The organism is Paenarthrobacter sp. NPDC089714, from assembly GCF_044748905.1.
GTDB lineage: Bacteria > Actinomycetota > Actinomycetes > Actinomycetales > Micrococcaceae > Arthrobacter.
Genome location: NZ_JBIVGX010000003.1, coordinates 369,260 through 386,182, shown reverse-complemented (window position 1 = coordinate 386,182; position 16,923 = coordinate 369,260). Strand labels below are relative to the sequence as shown.

Annotated in this window: 16 protein-coding genes; 1 reads left to right on the top strand and 15 read right to left on the bottom strand. The window is 64.8% G+C overall.

Annotation, left to right across the window (positions count from 1 at the left end):
- Position 1: 1 nt before the first annotated feature.
- From ACIPY3_RS08420 to ACIPY3_RS08360, 13 genes are all read right to left on the bottom strand, one after another.
- Complete coding sequence (locus ACIPY3_RS08420; RefSeq protein WP_400332446.1) at positions 2-1,309, bottom strand: hypothetical protein; 1,308 nt, start codon at positions 1,307-1,309, stop codon at positions 2-4.
- A gap of 20 nt (positions 1,310-1,329) precedes the next feature.
- Positions 1,330-2,667 (bottom strand): O-antigen ligase family protein, encoded by a 1,338-nt coding sequence (locus ACIPY3_RS08415; protein ID WP_400332443.1) that lies wholly within the window; start codon positions 2,665-2,667, stop codon positions 1,330-1,332.
- Positions 2,648-3,337, bottom strand: a complete 690-nt coding sequence (locus tag ACIPY3_RS08410) for a hypothetical protein (protein ID WP_400332439.1) — start codon at positions 3,335-3,337, stop codon at positions 2,648-2,650. Before ACIPY3_RS08410 ends, ACIPY3_RS08415 begins: the two co-directional genes overlap by 20 nt.
- 2 nt (positions 3,338-3,339) lie before the next feature.
- Entirely contained in the window at positions 3,340-4,083 is a 744-nt protein-coding gene (locus ACIPY3_RS08405; RefSeq protein ID WP_400332436.1) for a hypothetical protein, read from the bottom strand.
- The gene (locus ACIPY3_RS08400) at positions 4,080-5,243 is read right to left on the bottom strand and encodes a glycosyltransferase (protein ID WP_400332434.1); all 1,164 of its coding nucleotides are present in this window, start codon (positions 5,241-5,243) and stop codon (positions 4,080-4,082) included. Before ACIPY3_RS08400 ends, ACIPY3_RS08405 begins: the two co-directional genes overlap by 4 nt.
- Positions 5,240-6,511, bottom strand: a complete 1,272-nt coding sequence (locus ACIPY3_RS08395) for a glycosyltransferase (RefSeq protein ID WP_400332432.1) — start codon at positions 6,509-6,511, stop codon at positions 5,240-5,242. The genes ACIPY3_RS08400 and ACIPY3_RS08395 overlap by 4 nt, the downstream gene beginning before the upstream one ends.
- Entirely contained in the window at positions 6,508-7,974 is a 1,467-nt protein-coding gene (locus ACIPY3_RS08390; RefSeq protein WP_400332429.1) for an oligosaccharide flippase family protein, read from the bottom strand. Before ACIPY3_RS08390 ends, ACIPY3_RS08395 begins: the two co-directional genes overlap by 4 nt.
- Positions 7,971-8,633: an acetyltransferase gene (locus ACIPY3_RS08385; protein WP_400332426.1), complete on the bottom strand. Its 663-nt coding sequence runs from the start codon at positions 8,631-8,633 to the stop codon at positions 7,971-7,973. Before ACIPY3_RS08385 ends, ACIPY3_RS08390 begins: the two co-directional genes overlap by 4 nt.
- Complete coding sequence (locus ACIPY3_RS08380; protein WP_400332424.1) at positions 8,630-9,796, bottom strand: DegT/DnrJ/EryC1/StrS family aminotransferase; 1,167 nt, start codon at positions 9,794-9,796, stop codon at positions 8,630-8,632. Before ACIPY3_RS08380 ends, ACIPY3_RS08385 begins: the two co-directional genes overlap by 4 nt.
- Positions 9,793-10,812, bottom strand: a complete 1,020-nt coding sequence (locus ACIPY3_RS08375; RefSeq protein WP_400332421.1) for an NAD-dependent epimerase/dehydratase family protein — start codon at positions 10,810-10,812, stop codon at positions 9,793-9,795. Before ACIPY3_RS08375 ends, ACIPY3_RS08380 begins: the two co-directional genes overlap by 4 nt.
- Positions 10,809-11,918, bottom strand: a complete 1,110-nt coding sequence (locus ACIPY3_RS08370; RefSeq protein ID WP_397321831.1) for a Gfo/Idh/MocA family protein — start codon at positions 11,916-11,918, stop codon at positions 10,809-10,811. Before ACIPY3_RS08370 ends, ACIPY3_RS08375 begins: the two co-directional genes overlap by 4 nt.
- Positions 11,919-11,959: 41 nt before the next feature.
- Positions 11,960-13,633: a sugar transferase gene (locus ACIPY3_RS08365; protein WP_400332626.1), complete on the bottom strand. Its 1,674-nt coding sequence runs from the start codon at positions 13,631-13,633 to the stop codon at positions 11,960-11,962.
- 267 nt (positions 13,634-13,900) lie between these two features.
- Entirely contained in the window at positions 13,901-14,158 is a 258-nt protein-coding gene (locus ACIPY3_RS08360; RefSeq protein ID WP_397321829.1) for a hypothetical protein, read from the bottom strand.
- 39 nt (positions 14,159-14,197) lie between these two features.
- On the opposite strand from ACIPY3_RS08360, the gene ACIPY3_RS08355 reads away from it, so the two are divergent.
- The gene (locus ACIPY3_RS08355) at positions 14,198-14,431 is read left to right on the top strand and encodes a DUF5703 family protein (RefSeq protein ID WP_387438396.1); all 234 of its coding nucleotides are present in this window, start codon (positions 14,198-14,200) and stop codon (positions 14,429-14,431) included.
- A gap of 9 nt (positions 14,432-14,440) precedes the next feature.
- Here the strand turns inward: ACIPY3_RS08355 and ACIPY3_RS08350 are convergent, their stop codons facing one another.
- Positions 14,441-15,601 carry an acyl-CoA dehydrogenase family protein gene (locus ACIPY3_RS08350; protein WP_400332417.1) on the bottom strand — a complete coding sequence of 387 codons (1,161 nt, stop codon included), beginning with the start codon at positions 15,599-15,601 and terminating at the stop codon, positions 14,441-14,443.
- Positions 15,602-15,614: 13 nt separating this feature from the next.
- On the bottom strand, positions 15,615-16,919 hold the full coding sequence (locus ACIPY3_RS08345; protein ID WP_400332414.1) for a M20/M25/M40 family metallo-hydrolase: 1,305 nt from the start codon (positions 16,917-16,919) through the stop codon (positions 15,615-15,617).
- Positions 16,920-16,923: the final 4 nt, after the last annotated feature.

Genomic DNA, 16,923 nt, shown 5'->3' with positions numbered 1-16,923 from the left:
GTCACCAGCCGCAGCTGGTGCCTCCTTCAATGCGGTAGAGGTGGACCGCGTTGCCGTCGGCGAAACTGTCGGTGAACGTTCCGTCAGTGATGGGAATGGTGCGGTTTTCATCGATCACGACGGCGGTGCTGCCGCCGCAGGCGAGGTGGAAGGTGGCCTGGCCTGCGGCCTGGGTGTTGGCACCGGAGAAGACGTAGACCTGCCCGTTGTGGAGTTTCGTCGCGACATCCACGGGACCGGATGCGGTGGCGGCACCATCCAGGAACGGCGCGTTCAGCACGGGGGCGAGCTGCTTGATCTGGTGGTTCACTGCCGTGACCGCAGGCCGGACGTCTCCGGGGCAGTCACGAAGCACGTGCTGGGTCACACAGTCCCCGCCAAAGCTGTGGTTGAAGTACACGATTCCGCGGGCACCGTGGATGAGGCTGCTCCATACGGCCGCACGCAGTTGGGGACCGGTAATGGTGGCAGCGGCTGGTGAGTCCTCGAACGGGTGGCCTGCCTCGACGAAAGCCCATACGGGTTGGCTGCCTCCCGTGAGTTTGCGGATGCGCTCCACCGTCCACCCGTAATTGGCCGCGAGCCGGCATTCTGCGGGGGTGAGGTCCCGGAGGTAGCCGTTGATGGCGCCGCCTTCGGTCTTGGCGCAGATGTTGGGGTCCGTGAACCAGTAGTTGTCCGCCGAGACAACGTCCTGATATTCGCGAAGGAACTTTTGTGATTGTTCGTCGGACAGCCAGAAAGTGACACCCTTGCCATAGTTGGCGTAGACCATGGTGCCTGGTGGCGCGGCGGCGCGCAGTTGGCCCTGGACCGTGTAGCCGCATTTGGCTTGTTCGGGAACGCAGATGGTCCCCTCCCCGGGGTATTTGCCGCTCCACGCACCGTCACCGCCGCCGGCCCACATGTCCACTTCGTCACCCAACGCGAAGCCTGAGGCTGTCCCGGCCGGGTAGGTGGGGATGGCGTACATTCCGGAGGACTTGATGAGTTCCATGTCGGAGTCCGGTGTGAGCACGACGTACGTGTTGAGTCCCGCCGCGAGGTCCTTGGCCACATAGTCCTTTTCCAAGGCACTTTCGAACCAGACACCCACGGGAAAGTAGTCCGGATCGGTAGGCAATGGGTTGCGGAATTGTCCGTAGAAGCCCGGTCCGCCGTCTACAGGGCGCAGTGCAGTGCCCGCCGGGTGGGTTGGTTCAGGTTGCGGCGCCGTGCCCGCGAGGGGTGCTCCCCCGCTGATCGTGGCACCTGCCAGGAGGCAGAGCAGTGCCAGCGCTCCGAGTATTGCCGCGGACCTGCGGTTCATGGTTCCCCGATTCCCGGTGGTCAGTGCGGAGTGGGTTCGAGGGCTGCGTCCGTGCGGGCCAGCCGCCACAGCGCTCCGGAGATTCCGAGCATGAAGAACAGGACGCTGGCGGACATGGCGAAGGACAATCCATCGAAGAAGGCGAAGGTGACCGCGATTGCTGCTACTGAGGCCAGAACCGCTTGGGAGAGCTGTTGGGCGGCGGGATCCGTGGCGAGTTTCCTGGCCTGCCAGGTGGCGGCGAGCGCGCAGGCGATGACCCCAAGGAAGGCCAGGAGGCCGAGGACTCCAAGTTCCACGAGGGTGCCAAGGTACTGGTTATCCACGATCACGTAATCGGGCAGGAACGTTCCGAACCCGCGGCCGACGATTGGGTTGTTGGCCAGCATCCCGAACGCAGTGCTGTAGGCGCTGGTGCGGGAGCTGATGCTGGGGTCCTCGGTTCCCACCGTGAAGAGTCCGCGAAGGGTACCCAGCATGCCGGGAGTCAGGACGTACAGGGCGCCGGCCAGGACGACGGCCAGGAGGATCGCCCGGCGTCGGATCTTTTTGGGCCATGACGGAACCAGGGCGACGATAGCGACGGCGAAGGCTGTGAGCGCTGAACGGGACACCGAGAGGACGGCTGCGGCAGAGATGATCGCTGCCGGTGACCATCTGAGGAGCCATCCCCGGTGCCTGTCGGTCACGGCGAATGCGATGGCTACGGGGAGGGAGGCCACCAGGACGACGCCGTACTCCAGGGGGTGGCTGGCCATGCCGGCCGCGCGAACGAAGCCACCCCTGGACTGTACGCCGGTGAGCTCCGAGGCGGCGCTGAACCCGGGCAAGCTGATCCAGTCCACCAGCGACTGGCCTGTGGCAAACTGCAGGAGGCCCAGCAGTGCTGTTCCTGTTCCCACCAGGACCAGGGCGCGGAGGACCTTCATCAGGGTTCGGCGACTGGCCAGGCCATCGTTGATCAGCAAGAAGATGCCCGCCCAGCTCGTCAGGCGGATGATGCCGCTGTCGGCCGGGCTCGTTTCGGGTGCGGGGACTCCGTGGAGCATGGCCAGGGCGTAGCTGGCCAACGCCATGGCCAGGAAAACGGCCATGGCGTTGCGGACCATTTGCGTTCCAGCACGGCTTGGGGTGGTGCGCTGCAGTTGGTACAGCAACCACCACGCGAAGGCCAGGAGCCCGCACAGGGTGCTGGGCCTGCCCACGGACCCCAAGGCGGTGAGTGTCAGGTTGGAAGGGATGGCACAGGTGAGTAGCAGGTAGACGATGACGAACGATGAGACGTCCCTGCGTTCAGCGGGTTCGAGGGGTGTGGGGTTGGCAAGCAGCGTGTTCCGCTCAGACCCGGGCCTTGGCATCGGACACCTCCCTTGGTTGCATCTTGCTCTGGCGGCGGCGGACCATGATGCGGTCAATGTAGATGGTGGCCACGGACGTGACCGCCAGGCAGAGCGCCTCGAGCACCACCGCTCCTTTGAGCCGCGTGACCGGAGTTCCACCGCCGAAGACCACCTCCGATTTGGACGGAGTGGTCTGGGTGGAGATGAGGTCCCCTTTGACCTTGGCTTCGGATTGCAGCGCGACGGTAGCGTCGTTGATCCGGTCAAGGACGTTCGCCAGCACCTGGTTCACCTTCTCCGCGCTCGAATCCACAACCTGCACTTTGAGCACGGGCTGGCTGAAGGTCTTGTTCCACTGGCCACCATTGTTGGGCAAGGTAACGGAGTAGCCCTGCTGGACTCCTGCGCCGTACAGTGTTCCGCTCGTCAGGACCAGGTCCACGGCAGCAGAATCCTGGTTGACCCGGCGCTTGACCATGTCCGCGAACTCCACCAACGTCATGGCGCTGCCCCCTGAGATCCAATAGGCAGGTTCCCGTTCCGGGGCGAGGAAGGTGACATCTGCCTCGGTCCAGAAAACGGGCTCGGAGGATCTGATGGCGCCCAATGCAGCCAGGCCCAGCACCAGGCCTATGGCTACTACGTACCAACGGCGCAGGAGGATCCCGAGGAATGTAGCCGCCGTCATGGCTAACTTGGTCCGGAAGACAAGGGCAGGACGCCGTCTGCTTCAGGTTCCGTGGTGGCCTGGGTCTTGTTCCGGTTACGGGATCGCACCGGCGAGGCGGCCAAGGGGTCCACGGTGATTTCCTGCTCTGCTGCGAGCTTGCGGCGGCGCCGGGTCAGGAGCAGCCCGTCCAGGAGGACGGCGATCACCAGGGTCACGGCGACGCCACCGGCGCCTGCTACCAACACCAGCTGGGTCCGGGCTTTCACCTCCGGCACGGCCTGCCGGTCCACCAGCAGGTTCATGGTGGTGATCCTGGCCGGAACGGCGACATTGAGTGCTTCCTGCATCTCGTTGAGGGAGCGCGGGGTTTCCTCCATCACGGCCTTGAGGAGGGACATGGTCTGTTCCGGTGAGTCAGCATTTGCCGTGATGACCAGGATGGCGCCGTTGGTGCCGCGGTCCGGTTCGGCCGTGTACGTGGCCGTGCCGAAGTTCGCCAGGACGCGCTCCTTGACCGGCTGCGAGGAGAGTTTGCGGATCAGGATGTCCAGTGCCTCGCTCATGCCTCCCAGGTAGAGGTAGGGGTTGCCCGCGCTGCCGATGCTTTGGCTGGAGGGCATCAGCACCAGGCTGGCTTGGGCTTTGAACTTGTCCGGGGCGTTCATCTGGATGGCCACGCACAACAGCCCGGTGACCAGGATGCCGGCGACCAGCACGTACCACCGCCGGATTATGCTCGCTATGACGGTACGAAATTGCATCATTTGCTCCCAACATGACGGGATCCGCGTGTGCTGCCCGGCTCCGTGGTTTGATGCTTGCCCACAAGGGAAAGCAGCTGTTCTGCCCTGACATCCCACGTGTGCGCGAGGGCCGAGTCCTGGATCGCCAGCCGCCGCACAGGGCCGGGCGGGTCAACGATCCTGGAACGCACAAGATCCACGAATTCCCTTGGTGTCCCGGCGATGGCGACGGACAATCCCCCAGCCCACCGTGTGGCGGGCAGGTCCGTCGCAACCACGGGAACACCTGATGCAAGGTATTCGAGGGTCTTCAAGGGAAAACTTGACGTATTGAACTCCGAAACGCTGTATGGGGTCAGGCCCACCGCGACTGTTTGGAGGATCCGGGCCACCTCTTCGGCGGGGACTGCACCGCGCCAATCCACCGACGGCAGGGCCAGGAAGCCATCCAGGAACCGTGCCATCCCCGGATCACGTTCGGTCCGGGGTCCCACCACCACCAGGGGCACTGCGGCATGGCCCAGTTCGGTGAGGATGTCCTTGTCCAGCCGTTCGTTCAGTTGCCCCACCAGGGCGGCAACGGGCCGCCGCACGGCGTCCGGGTCCCCTGCCGCCGGGGTTCGGCAACCATTGGGCAGCAATTCCACTGTGCGGCCTGCGAGCGCGGTCATTTTTTCGGCCAGGCCTGGCGAGACCGCGGTGACCACATCTGCCATGGCGCAGTTGGCCTGCAGGACCCGTTCCACATGGCGGCGCGACAAGCCAAGGAGGTCCGAGGCCGCCAGCCAGTCGTCAGTGAGGTGGAGAAGCCGGGGAGCCCTGATGGTTGCAGGGAACGGCACCACCGGGGAGGAATTGACGACGACGGCGATGTCCGCCTTCTGCGCGGCGGACACCAGCGCCCTTGTGGCCAGCGCTTCGGTGCTTCGCCGGACCAGGGGGCGGCTGAAGCCGGGAAGTGCAGGGAGGCGGAGCCGGTTGATGGACGGTGCCACCTGTTCGGGAACACCGTTGAGGCTCCTGAACGCGTGGCGGCGGACGTCGGCGTAGCGGTGGACGGAGACTGGCTGGTCCGCCCACAACACATCGCCTCGTGCTGCGAGCGCCTCGGCGAGGAGCCTGTCCGTGCCGGGGATGCCGTCCCAGCGACCTCCGGAAATGTACATGATGGTCTGCGTCATGGCCGGACCTCAGCGGGGTTCCAGGCCGGACGTGGCGACGACGCCACGGGGCGGGAATTGAAATCATCCAAGGCGGCCCTGCCGCGGAGCCGGAGCCAGCGGCGTCGCGCAATGTAAGCGGCATACCGTGCCAGGGCCGTCGCCTCGGCCGGTGCCAGCGCAGGCGGCCGCTGCGGTGACCCGGTAACTTCCGTGTAGAGGTCAAGTTGCCGTTGTGCGGAGTGCTCCAGGGAGAAACGTTCCACAACCAGGCGCCGGCCGTAGCTTCCCAGGGCGATGCGCAGCCCCTGGTCATCAAGCAGGCGGGCCAGGATGGCGGTGAGTGCACCGCTTCCCTGCCCGGAACTCCCGGGCCCTGCGCCGTACCAGCCCTGCCACAGGAAGGTTGGCAGCGATTCCGGCGTGAGGAGCTCCCAAAAGCCCTCCTCGCCCTGGACCACCAAGGGTTTGGCAAACGCCATGCCCCGCAAGGCTGAGCCGCCCATTCCCAAGATCACGTCGGCCATGCCGTAGGCGGGACGTGGGTCCTCGATTTCCCCGGTCAGGACAACCACGGTGCGTCCGGCCCCGGCATTGATCCGTTCGGCCCGTGCGCGGACGGTTGCCTCGGCCGGCCCGGATCCCACAACTACCAGACGCACGTCTCCTGCGCGGGAAAGATCCGCCACGGCGTCCATGGCTGCGAGAATTCCCTCCAGCTTAAGTTCGTGCGCCAGGCGCGAAACACAGACAACGTGCATGGCCGCGTCCGCCAGCCCCCACCGTTCCCGGAATTCGTCTGTGGCAGCGCCCGTATCCGGAACGTTGGCTGCAGTATCCACAGGTGGTTCCATCAGGCGGACCATTCCCCGGCCAGCCTTCTCTTCATGGCGGCGGATCTGCTCTGTTCCCACCATCAGGGGCATGGAATACGGGATGAAGGGTGCGACCGCCATGGACATGACGGTGGCGACGGCGGAACCGCCCGCGATTTTGCTGGCGGCGAGGCATTCCAAGGCGGGGGGCCATTCATAGCCGTGGATGATGTCGACGCCGCGCTCGCGGACCAGGCGTCCCAGTGCCCGGACCACGGCCGGAGAGGGACGTTTCCCCGGTACTGGAGCCTGGATGTACTCGAGGCCCAGTTCCCTGGCCCTGCGAACCAAGGGGCCGGGCTGTCCGAACAGCATCACTTCGTGTCCCAGTGCCTGGACGGCGGCGCCCAGTTCGATGGCGTTCAGTTGGCTGCCGCCGAGGCCAAGGTCGTGGGGGTAGACAACGATCCTCATGCGGCCACCTCCTCGCGGCCACGGCCCCAGCGCCGGATTTCGGCGACGTCGGAGCGCCTCAGGGCGAGGGCGGCACCCATGGCCACGAGTCCAATGCCGGTGGAAGCAAGGACAGCCGGCAAGGGTGAGTGCAGCGCCTGGGACACGAGCCACGATGCGTAACCAGTGGCGGCGGCCAGGGCGAGCGGAACGGCAACACGGGCCGCCAGGTCCTTCATGGCCACGTTCGCCCGGTGCAGGGTCCTCAGATACATGGGAGTGGTCACCAGCAGGGCCACCCCTGCCGGAGCCATGGCCAGGCCGGGCATCCCGCCAAGCGCGGCCCCGGCAATCAGTCCTGGAACCAATGCCAGCAGCGCCACCAGTTGGACACTGAAGATTGACATGGAGAGGCCAACCACCACGAGGTAGTCATAGAGCAGCTCGTGAAGGATGCGCAGTGCCGTCAACGGTGCAAGCCATACCAGGGCCAGGCCCGCCAAGGACCAGGCATCCCCGTAGACCAAGGTCACCAACGCGACAGCGCAGCCCATCATCACCGCGCAGACCGGAAGGAGCACCGCGGACAATGCACCGAGCAAGGAAAGCAACGCGGCGCGCATATCTTCCGGATTGTCCTGCAAGCGGGCAAACATGGCCGGGGCGACGCTCCTGAGGGGCTGTGACAACAGCGCCGCGGGCCAACCGGCCATGTTGAACGCCATCACGTAGAGTCCCAGCGTCACGGGTCCCAGCATCTTGCCTGCCACCAGCTGGTCCACGTAGCCGACGCTGAAAACCACCAGGCTCGCCCCTGCCAGCGGCAGCCCGAACGACAACAGCTCGCGGGCCGCCTTCCGGGAAAAGCCGAAGCGGTAAGGCAACGGCGAAAAAACGACGAAGAGCACGGCAGACACAATGCTTGCTGCCACCCGGCCGACGGCAAGGCTCATGGCTCCCATGCCGGCGATGACCAGGACCAGGGAAACACCCGCACCGAGCCACACGTTCACCTGGTCGATGGCCATCCGCTGCCCTTGACGGAAGTTTCTTTGCAGGAGGGCAGCGGGGGTGGCCACGAGGCCGTTGAAGACGATGCAGGTGGCAAGCAGCCGGACAACATCCGTGGCGGCCTCGTTGCCCATGGCAGCAGCAAAGTACGGGGCAGCCACATAGGACGCAGCGAAGAGAACAACACTGCACGCCGTGGAAATCGTGGTAACCGTAGCAGCGATATGCTTTGGGTCCCCGGGCCACCGGACAATGGCCAGGCTCACCCCCAACTCGTTGAAGCTCAACACGGCGATCAGGGCGACGAACGCCACCGCGTACGTACCGAACTCCTCCGGTCCCAGCAAACGGGCCAGGGCAATGCCAATGCCAATGGTCCCCAGGCGCGTGACGAACGCATTGATGACGCTCAGCGCAAAGGCCCTTGAAGGCGTTGGCCGGCGTTGGGTCGCCACGTGCTTCTGGAGAGTCACAGGATGCCCTCCAGCGCGGGGTAGTTGCCGCGCCGGATGATCCGTGCAGGAACACCCGCCCACGTCTCATCCTCGGGAACGTCGCTCAGAACGGCGGCACCCATGCCAATGGTGGCACCGGCGCCAACCGTGCGGCGCTCGCGGACGCTGGCGTTCATTCCGATGTACGCTGACCTGCCGATGTGGACGTTCCCGCCCAGGGACACGCCCGCGGCGAAGGTCGCGAAGTCGCTCACAACATCATCGTGCGTGAACGTCACTCCGGGCATGGCCACGACGTGGCTGCCGAGGGTCACCGAAGCAGTCATGGTGACGTGCGCCAGGATGATGCTGCCGGGGCCAATGCGGCACCCTTCCGGAACATGGGCGGAGGGATCGACGGCGGTCGCGTAACGGTCCTCGGACAGCCCGAGCGCCCGAAGCCGCATGACGACGCTTTCCCTGCCGCTGCCCGATCCGATGCAGACCAACAGCAGTGCATGCGGGAATTTCAGGGCGTCGCGGATGGGACCGAGTACGTGGGCTCCATCCACAACACGTCCGAGCTTGTCTTCGTCGTCGTCAAGTATGCCGATGACGTCGAACGGCCCGCTGGTGCGGACCATGGCCAGGACTTCCCGGGCCAGGCCGCTTGCAGCGATCAGGAGCAACTCGCTCATCGTCCCCGCCCTGCCGCCCGGAGCACGGAATCAATGACGCGGACCTGGTCGGCGAGCGTGAGCTGATGGTAGAGGGGCAGGATCAACGTGTGGTCCGTGAGCCATTCCGTGGCGTCGAGGGCTGCGCTGCCGGTATCCCTGCCGGCATAGGCGGGCTGGCGGTGCGCGGCCATGATGCCGCGGCGGGCCGAGATTCCGTCCTCCGCCAGGCGGACCATCAGCTGGTCGCGTCCCAACGGGAAGGCGTCACCGATTTCCAGCCAGCACGACTGGTAATTGCCCGCCCCGTACACGGGATCCTCCACGAGCCGCAGTCCTTCCACACCGGCAAACGCGTCAGCGTAGTTGGCGGCCATTTCACGACGCCGCCGTACGGCTTGGGCCAGCCGGCCCAACTGCACGAGTCCGACGGCGGCCTGAAGGTCTGTCATGCGGTAATTGAAGCCAACTTCGAGGTACTCCTCGGCCGGGGCCAGGACGCTTGCATGCCGGTCGGCGGCAGAAACGCTCATGGCATGTTCGCGGAGCCTGCGGGCACGGTCGCCGAAGTCCTTCCGGGACGTCGAGAGCATGCCACCCTCTCCTGTGGTGAGGATCTTGCGGGGGTGGAAGGACCATGCAGCCACGTCCGCACCGGCACCCACCGGCCGCCCGCGGTAGCGCGACCCGATGGCGCACGCCGCATCTTCCACCACCACGATGCCCAAAGGATCACACAGCTCACGGATGGGTTCCAGGTCCACCGGCACACCACCCTGGTCCACGGCGATCACGGCCCGGGTGGCGGGAGTAAGCGCGGCGGCCACGGTTTCGGCCGTCACGCAGCCGGTGACGCGGTCGACGTCGGCGAACACCGGCCGTGCGCCCACGTACGTGGGCGCGTTCGCAGTGGCGATGAAGGAAAGGGACGGCACAACCACGTCATCGCCGGGACCAACACCGGCAACGGCCAAAGCCAGATGCAGGGCGGACGTGCAGCTCGAGACGGCAACGGCATAAGCCGCCTGCTGTTCCACAGCGAAAGCTTCCTCGAACTGGCGCACCTTCGGTCCCTGGGCAACCCAGCCCGATGCGATGACCTCCGCCACGGCCTGGGCCTCTTCGGCTCCAAGCCACGGCTTCATGACGTCGATACGCGCCAGCGAGGTCTCTGACAGGGTCATCGTGCACCTGCCGCAGGCACTGCCGGCCGGGTGGCGGACCTGGCTGCGGCGATTTCCTCCCGGAGTGGCCTCCACCAATCAACCAGGGAACGCAATCCGTCCTCCAATCCCACCGCGGCCTCAAATCCCAGGTCCCGCCGGGCAAGGGTGGTGTCAGCCAGCCGGCGGACAACTCCGTTCACTGCCCGTTCCGGCCCATGCTCCAGGTGCAAAGGCGAATCCATGACGTGCAGCAGGGTACGGGCGAGGTCAGCAAGGCTGGTCTCCGTGCCGCTGGCCACGTTGTACACGCCCTCATTCACGGGGCTCGCCGCTGCAAGGACATTGGCCCGGGCCACGTCTGCCGTGTGCACGAAGTCCATGGTCTGCTCACCGTTTCCGAAGATCAACGGAGGAAGTCCATCAACGATCCTCTCCATCCAGCGGACCAGCACCTCGGTATAGAGTCCGTGGACGTCCATGCGGGGACCATAGACGTTGAAGTAGCGCAGCAGCACGTAGTCCAGGCCGGACATGGCCCGGAAACTCCTGGCCATGCCTTCGTTGAACGACTTGGCGGCGCCGTAGAAGGTGTCGTTGTTGTGGTGGTGGTGGCGTTCCGTCGTGGGAAATTCCTCTGCCATGCCGTAAACCGACGCACTGGAAGCCGCGATGAGCTTTCCTACTTTGTGCTCGACGGCCGCTTCAAGGACAGTGAACGTCCCGTCCACCAGTACTTCCAGCGCGAGCCGTGGTTCTTCCGCGCACTGGGTGATGCGGATGGCCGCCTGATGAAACACCAGGTCCTTGCCGATCGTCGCATCGTGGACCAGGTCGCGCTCGCGGATATCCCCCTCGATCAAACGGACACGTCCTGAGGCCATGGCATCGTCGAGGTTGGCTTTGCGGCCGCGTACCAGGTTGTCCAGGATGTCCACGTGGGCCACTCCGGCGTCGAGCAACTGGTCCACGAGGGTGGACCCGATGGTGCCGGCCCCGCCCGTGACCAGGACGGTGGCGCCGAGGAGGGCGTTCATTGGGCAACCTGGAGGGAAACTTCGTTCCCCGCCACAACGGCCGCATGACCGTCGGTGCCGAGGCTTTGGGTGACGGCTTCCAGGACTGACAGGACGCGCAGTCCGGACTCGCCGCTGGTTCGCGGAGTCGAGTGGTTGCGGATGGACGAGGCCAGCTCGGCCACTACCTGGGTCAAGGGTTCCCGTTCCTGGAGGGCCGGGGACCATGTGTCTCCCAGGCGGTAGGAAATGGCGGTCGCTTTCTTGTCCGCAGCAGAGCGGGGCTGGTGTTCCAGGCTGACGCCGCGGTCATAGACGCTGAGCCGCTGCTGGGGATTCAGGTCATCCCACACCAGCGTCCTCTTGGAACCGCCGATGATCATTTGCCTGATCTTCGTGGGACTGAGCCAGTTCACATGGATGTGGACCATGGCGTCGTTGGGCAACCCGAAGGTGAGGTGGCCTACGCAGTCACGCCCGGTTCCGAGTGGATCGGCTCCGTGCGCGGAGATCTCCGTCGGGTGCAGTCCGCCGGGGAGGATGAAATCCAGGATGGACAGATCGTGCGGGGCAAGGTCCCAGAACACGTTCACATCGGGCTGGACCAGGCCAAGGTTGATACGCACCGAGTCGACGTACAGGATGTCGCCCAAAGCGCCGCTGCTGACCAGCTCCTGGATTTTCAGGACCGCCGGGGTAAAGCAGTAGGTGTGGTCGGCCATCAGGACCAAGCCGCGGGCTTTGGCTTCCTCGACCATCTCGAGGCCTTTTGCCCTGCTGTCTGCCAGCGGTTTCTCCACCAGTACATGCTTGCCTGCCCGCAGGGCGGTCATCACCACTCCGTGGTGGGTGTGGGCCGGCGTCGCCACGGCTACGGCGTCGAGGTTGTAGGTGTCCAACAGTTCGTCGAGGGATTCGACGACGGCCACCCCACCCACCGTTTCCGCCAGGCGGAGTCCCCGCTCCACGTCAAGGTCGCAGATGGCCACGAGTTCCCAGTCCGGGCTCGCTTTGAGGTTCCTTGCCAGGTTGGGTCCCCAATAGCCCGCGCCCACCACGGCGATCCGCAGTTTCGGGCGCAGCCCGTGGCCATTCAGTTGGCCTGATGGAATGGTTCCTATGCTCATTTTCCACTCGGATTCTGTGAGGGTGACTGGGTTGAAAGGGTTTAGTAGGCTCCGGCGGGCCGGGTCATGGCCCGGAAGGTCCGCCACATGATCATGAGGTCCCCCGCGATGGACCAGTTCTCGACGTAATAGAGGTCCAGGCGGACAGCTTCGTCCCATGGGAGGTCGGACCGTCCATTGATTTGCCACAGGCCGGTGATGCCCGGCTTGATCAGTAGCCTGCGGTGGGTGTGCTGCTCATAGCCGTTAACTTCGCGGAGCAAGGGCGGGCGGGGGCCCACCAGGCTCATGGTGCCCATCAGGACGTTCCAGAACTGCGGCAGTTCGTCCAGGGAGTACTTCCGCATCCAGCGTCCGCATTTGGTGATCCTGGGGTCGCCCTTGATCTTGAACAGCACGCCGGCTCCTTGGTCCTTGGTGCTGAGTTCTTCCAACCGGGCCTCGGCGTCCACCACCATGGAGCGGAACTTGAGCATCTGGAAGGTGGTTCCGCGCTTTCCGATCCTTTCCTGCTTGAACAGGACGGGACCGGGGCTGTCGGACCGGACTACGAGGGCCAGTGCCAGCAGCACGGGCGCCAGGACCAGGAGGGCTGCGCCCGCGACGGCGATGTCCATGACCCGCTTGAGGGTGTGCTTGCCACCGGAATAGTGCGGGATGTCGACGTGCATCAGGGGGAGGCCTTCGACCGGCCGCCAGTGGATGCGGGGACCGGCGACGTTGGTCAGTGTTGCCGCGAGGACCAGTTCGGCAGCGTCTTCCTCGAGCCGCCACCCCAGCTCGCGGATGAACTGGTTGCCGCCCGGAACTGGGCCTGCCACGATCACTGCGTTGGCTCCGGTCTGCCGGACGGTGCGGGCCACCCCGTAGATCGAAGAGAGAACAGGGACACGGCGTTCGTCCACCACCAGGGTTGCTCCCCGGCGTGCGCCCGGAAGGCAGGCTCCCACAATGTCGTAAGGGGCTCCGGACTTCCTGTTGATTTGCTTGATGACGTACCTGACGTCCTCCGGCTCACCCACCACGATGGCTCGGGAGAGGCACAGGCCATGGGCCTTCTGCCGGCCCAGCCAGCGCCTGAAAGCCCACCGGTTCACCGCAAGGGCAGCAACGCCGATGGGCAGCGAAACAAGGACGAAGGTGCTGACGGACTCGATCCTGAACACCACCGCGGCGACGCCCAGGAAGCCGAAGACCCGCAGGCTGGCCGAGAGGACGCGCTTGTATTCCTCCGGGCCGACGCCAAGGACCTTCGAATCCCGCGTGCGGTAGACCTCCAGTGCGCCAATCCACGCCAACCCGATGAGCAGTCCCAGGATGGCTTGCCGTGTGTATCCGGTTCCCTCCGCGGCCGTAGCGAAGCCATCGGTGTTCAGCAGGTATCCGGCAAAAACCGCGACCGCCACCAAAACACTGTCGGAAAGGCGGAGGGCATTCCTCAGCAACCGGATCCACGTTGAACGGTCGGGCCGCGGCAGCACCGCGTGTGCGGGCCGGCGGGTGACTGGCGGCATGAGGTCCAGGGTGACATCTGCCCCCAGTGCCGCCAGTCCCGCCTTTTCAGTCCGTTGTGCAGCAACGGACTTGTCAATCCAGGGAGACACCGGCGGATTGACGGTGGCAACGGCCGGTTGCAGGGGGAATGCCGCGACGGTGTGGGTTGCACGCTTGGGTGCTGTTGCCTTGCCTTGGCGCAAGAGCGGAACTCGTACCATGTCAGCCTTCTTTTGCAGACCTGCCATTGCCTACAACCCAGTGAAGCCGGGGGGAAATGGGGGCGCACCAGTAGTCGGTACTCAACTTTGCGCAGGTTTACCCCTTGCGCATACTCGCGAGTACCTAGCTGCGCTACTTGGGACTACGTGCCTTGGCTCGTGGTTCGACGCCGGAGATCAGCGCCAATCCGGGCCCAAGGCAGCACAAAGAAGGCCAAAACCGGCACAAAAAAACCGGCCACCCGTTGGGTGGCCGGTGACAGTTGCTCAGTCCTCCAGGCTTTCGAGGTCCTCGTCGAGGACCTCTTCACCGTCCTCGTCATCCTCGTCGAACACTTGAAGGGGAGTAACCTCGGAATAGGCCTCGTAGAGTGCGTCCTCGTAAACCTCGAACGCATCGGCGACGGCGAAGAAGGCCGCCTCGACGGTGGGATCACCCTCCCCGCGCCGGGCGGAGGCAGCGGCCAGATGCTCTTCGAAGGCAGCAGTCAGTGACTGCAGCGCGACACGCGGATCGATGCTCATGCCTTCACGTTAGCCGGAAAAGGACCAAAATGGAGAGGGATGAAGGAACAATTTCAAGGCGGCTCCGTTGAGCGCCAACGAGACTATGCGCGTCAGTACGAGTACCTCGTCCTGACGGTTGGACCTGAGGATTCGCTGCCGGAGGCCCGCCGTCGGCTGGCTGAGCACTCCGAGTACGGCAAGTGGGAGTTGGAGCGCAGCCGGCTGTATATGGGCGGCGGCCGCCGTTTCTGGCTTCGCCGGAAGGTGTACTCCGTCCAACGAACGGTGTAGTCCCACCGACTAGTTTTCCAAGGGTCCCAACCAGGCGCTGGCCACTGTATTGTGCGCCGATTCGTCGTTGGACGGGTGGAAGATGCCGGCCAGCACGTCACGGTAGAGCCGCTCGAGCTCCGAGCCACGGAAATAGCTCCCTGCCCCGGACACCCTGATGGCCACGTCAACCACGTAGCGGGCATTCTCCGTCGCCCGTGATTTCAGGCCCACCAGCTTCGGGAACCATTGCGGACCGTGGTCCACCAACCCGTCCACGTCCCGGGCCAGGCCGGCCAGCTGTGGGTAGATGCCGTCCAGGGCCATGGCGGCATCGGCGATCTTCCAGCGGATGTCCGGATCCTGGGCAAAACTGCGTCCCCCGTACTTCGAGGAGACGCGCCGTTTCACGGCGTCCACGCCCAGGACGAAGGCACGGTCCGCAAGCCCGGTGTAGACGGCGGCGAGCAACGTTTCGAAGCAGGCGAAAATCGCGAAGATCAGCAGATCCCGGTTCGGTCCTGCCGGGAGCTTCCGGAAGATCCGTTCCGGCGGCACCACAGCACCCTCCAGCAAGGTGCTGTTGGACGCACTGGCACGCATGCCCAACGTGTTCCAATCATCAAGGGTCCGGTGCCCGGGATCCTCGCGGCGCAGGAATCCGAACACCAGTTCGCCCTCGCCATCACGGGCATCGGAGTCCTTGCCGAAGGTACCCAGCCGTGTCCAGCCGTGGGACAGGCTGGTGAAGATCTTGCGGCCGGTAAACCGGTAGCCGCCATCAGGCAACGGCTCGGCCACAGTTCCGGAATCGAAGAGCATGGAGTCATTGCCCGCTTCGGAAATCCCGAAGGCAAAGACCTCCCCTTCTCCGGCTTCTTTGAGGACAAAGGCCAGGGAATCGTCTCCCCTTGCGTTCATGACATGCGCGACGCCGGTCCAGACCAGGTGCATGTTCACGCCCAACGCTGTGGCCGGCGCGGCCGTGGCGAGCCGGCGCTGAAGCGCAGCCACCGCTTCGAGGCCAAGGCCCAGGCCGCCGTCGGACGCCGGGACAAAAGCCTTGAGGTAACCGGCGTCGGCAAGGTCCGCGAGGTCTTCGTGGAAGAACGCATTGTCCCTGTCGTAGCCCGCAGCCCGCCCCCGGAGCCGCTCGAGCAGTTCGTCGGGCAGGATTTCCTCGGGAACCATTGCCTCAGCCTTCCTAGTAGTTGGTGAGCAGCCTGTTCAGGACGCGGGCGCCGAACTTCAACGATTCGGCGGGAACCCTCTCATCGACGCCGTGGAACATGCCGGTGAAATCGAGCTCGTCCGGGAGCATGAGCGGGGCAAAGCCGTAGCCCGTGATGCCGATTTTGCTTAACGACTTGTTGTCCGTTCCACCGGAAAGCGTATAGGGCAGTACTTTCGCTCCAGGGTCCTCCGAGTGGAGGGCATCGATCATGGAGTCCACCAGGTTCCCCGCAAACGGGACTTCCAAGGACACGTCCTTGTTCACGTAGCTGATGTCAATGCCTTCACCGGCGAGCTCCTTGATGGTCTGGAACACCAACTCCTGCTGACCCGGCAGCGTGCGGCAATCGACGAAAGCTTCGGCGGACTCCGGAATGACATTGTGCTTGTAACCCGAGCGCAAGTACGTGGGGTTGGAAGTGTTCTGCAGGGTCGCACCAACGAACCGCGCCACGGTCCCCAGTTCCTTGAGGAGGATGTCCGGGTTGTCGGGGTCGAACTCCACTCCGGTGAGTTCGGTGACGCCGTCCAGGAACTGCCGCGTGGTGGGAGTCAGCTCGATGGGCCACGTGTACTCGCCGATCCTGGTGACGGCAGCCGCGAGACGGGTCACTGCGTTGTCCGTGTTGATCTGGGAGCCGTGGCCGGCGCGGCCGTGGGCTACAAGCCGCAGCCAGGAGATACCCTTCTCGGCTGTTTGCAGGAGATACGTCCGCTGGCCACCGATTGTTGCCGAGAAACCGCCCACTTCGGAGATGGCTTCAGTTGCACCGTCGAACAGTTCACGGCGGTGCTCCACGGCATAGCGCGCTCCGTACGTTCCGCCCGCTTCCTCGTCGGCGAAAAAGGCAAAAATGATGTCCCTCTTGGGCTTGCGGCCAGTCCTGGCGAAATCACGCAGCACGGACAGGATCATGGCGTCCATGTCCTTCATGTCCACCGCTCCACGGCCCCAGATCAGGCCGTCCTTCAGTTCACCGCTGAAAGGATCCACGCTCCACTGGTCCTTCAGTGCCGGAACCACGTCCAGGTGGCCATGGACCACCAACGCGTCCGCGGATGGATTCTCGCCGGCCATGCGGGTGACCACGCTTGCCCGCCCAGGCTCGGATTCGAAGATCTCGACGTCGAGGCCGACTTCGCTGATGAGGCCTGCGGTGTACTCAGCGGCAGCACGTTCCCCCGGTCCGCTGCCATCGCCGAAGTTGGACGAGTCGATGCGAATGAGCTCCTGGCAGATCCGGACTACTTCGTCCTCGGGACGGATGACAGACATGGAA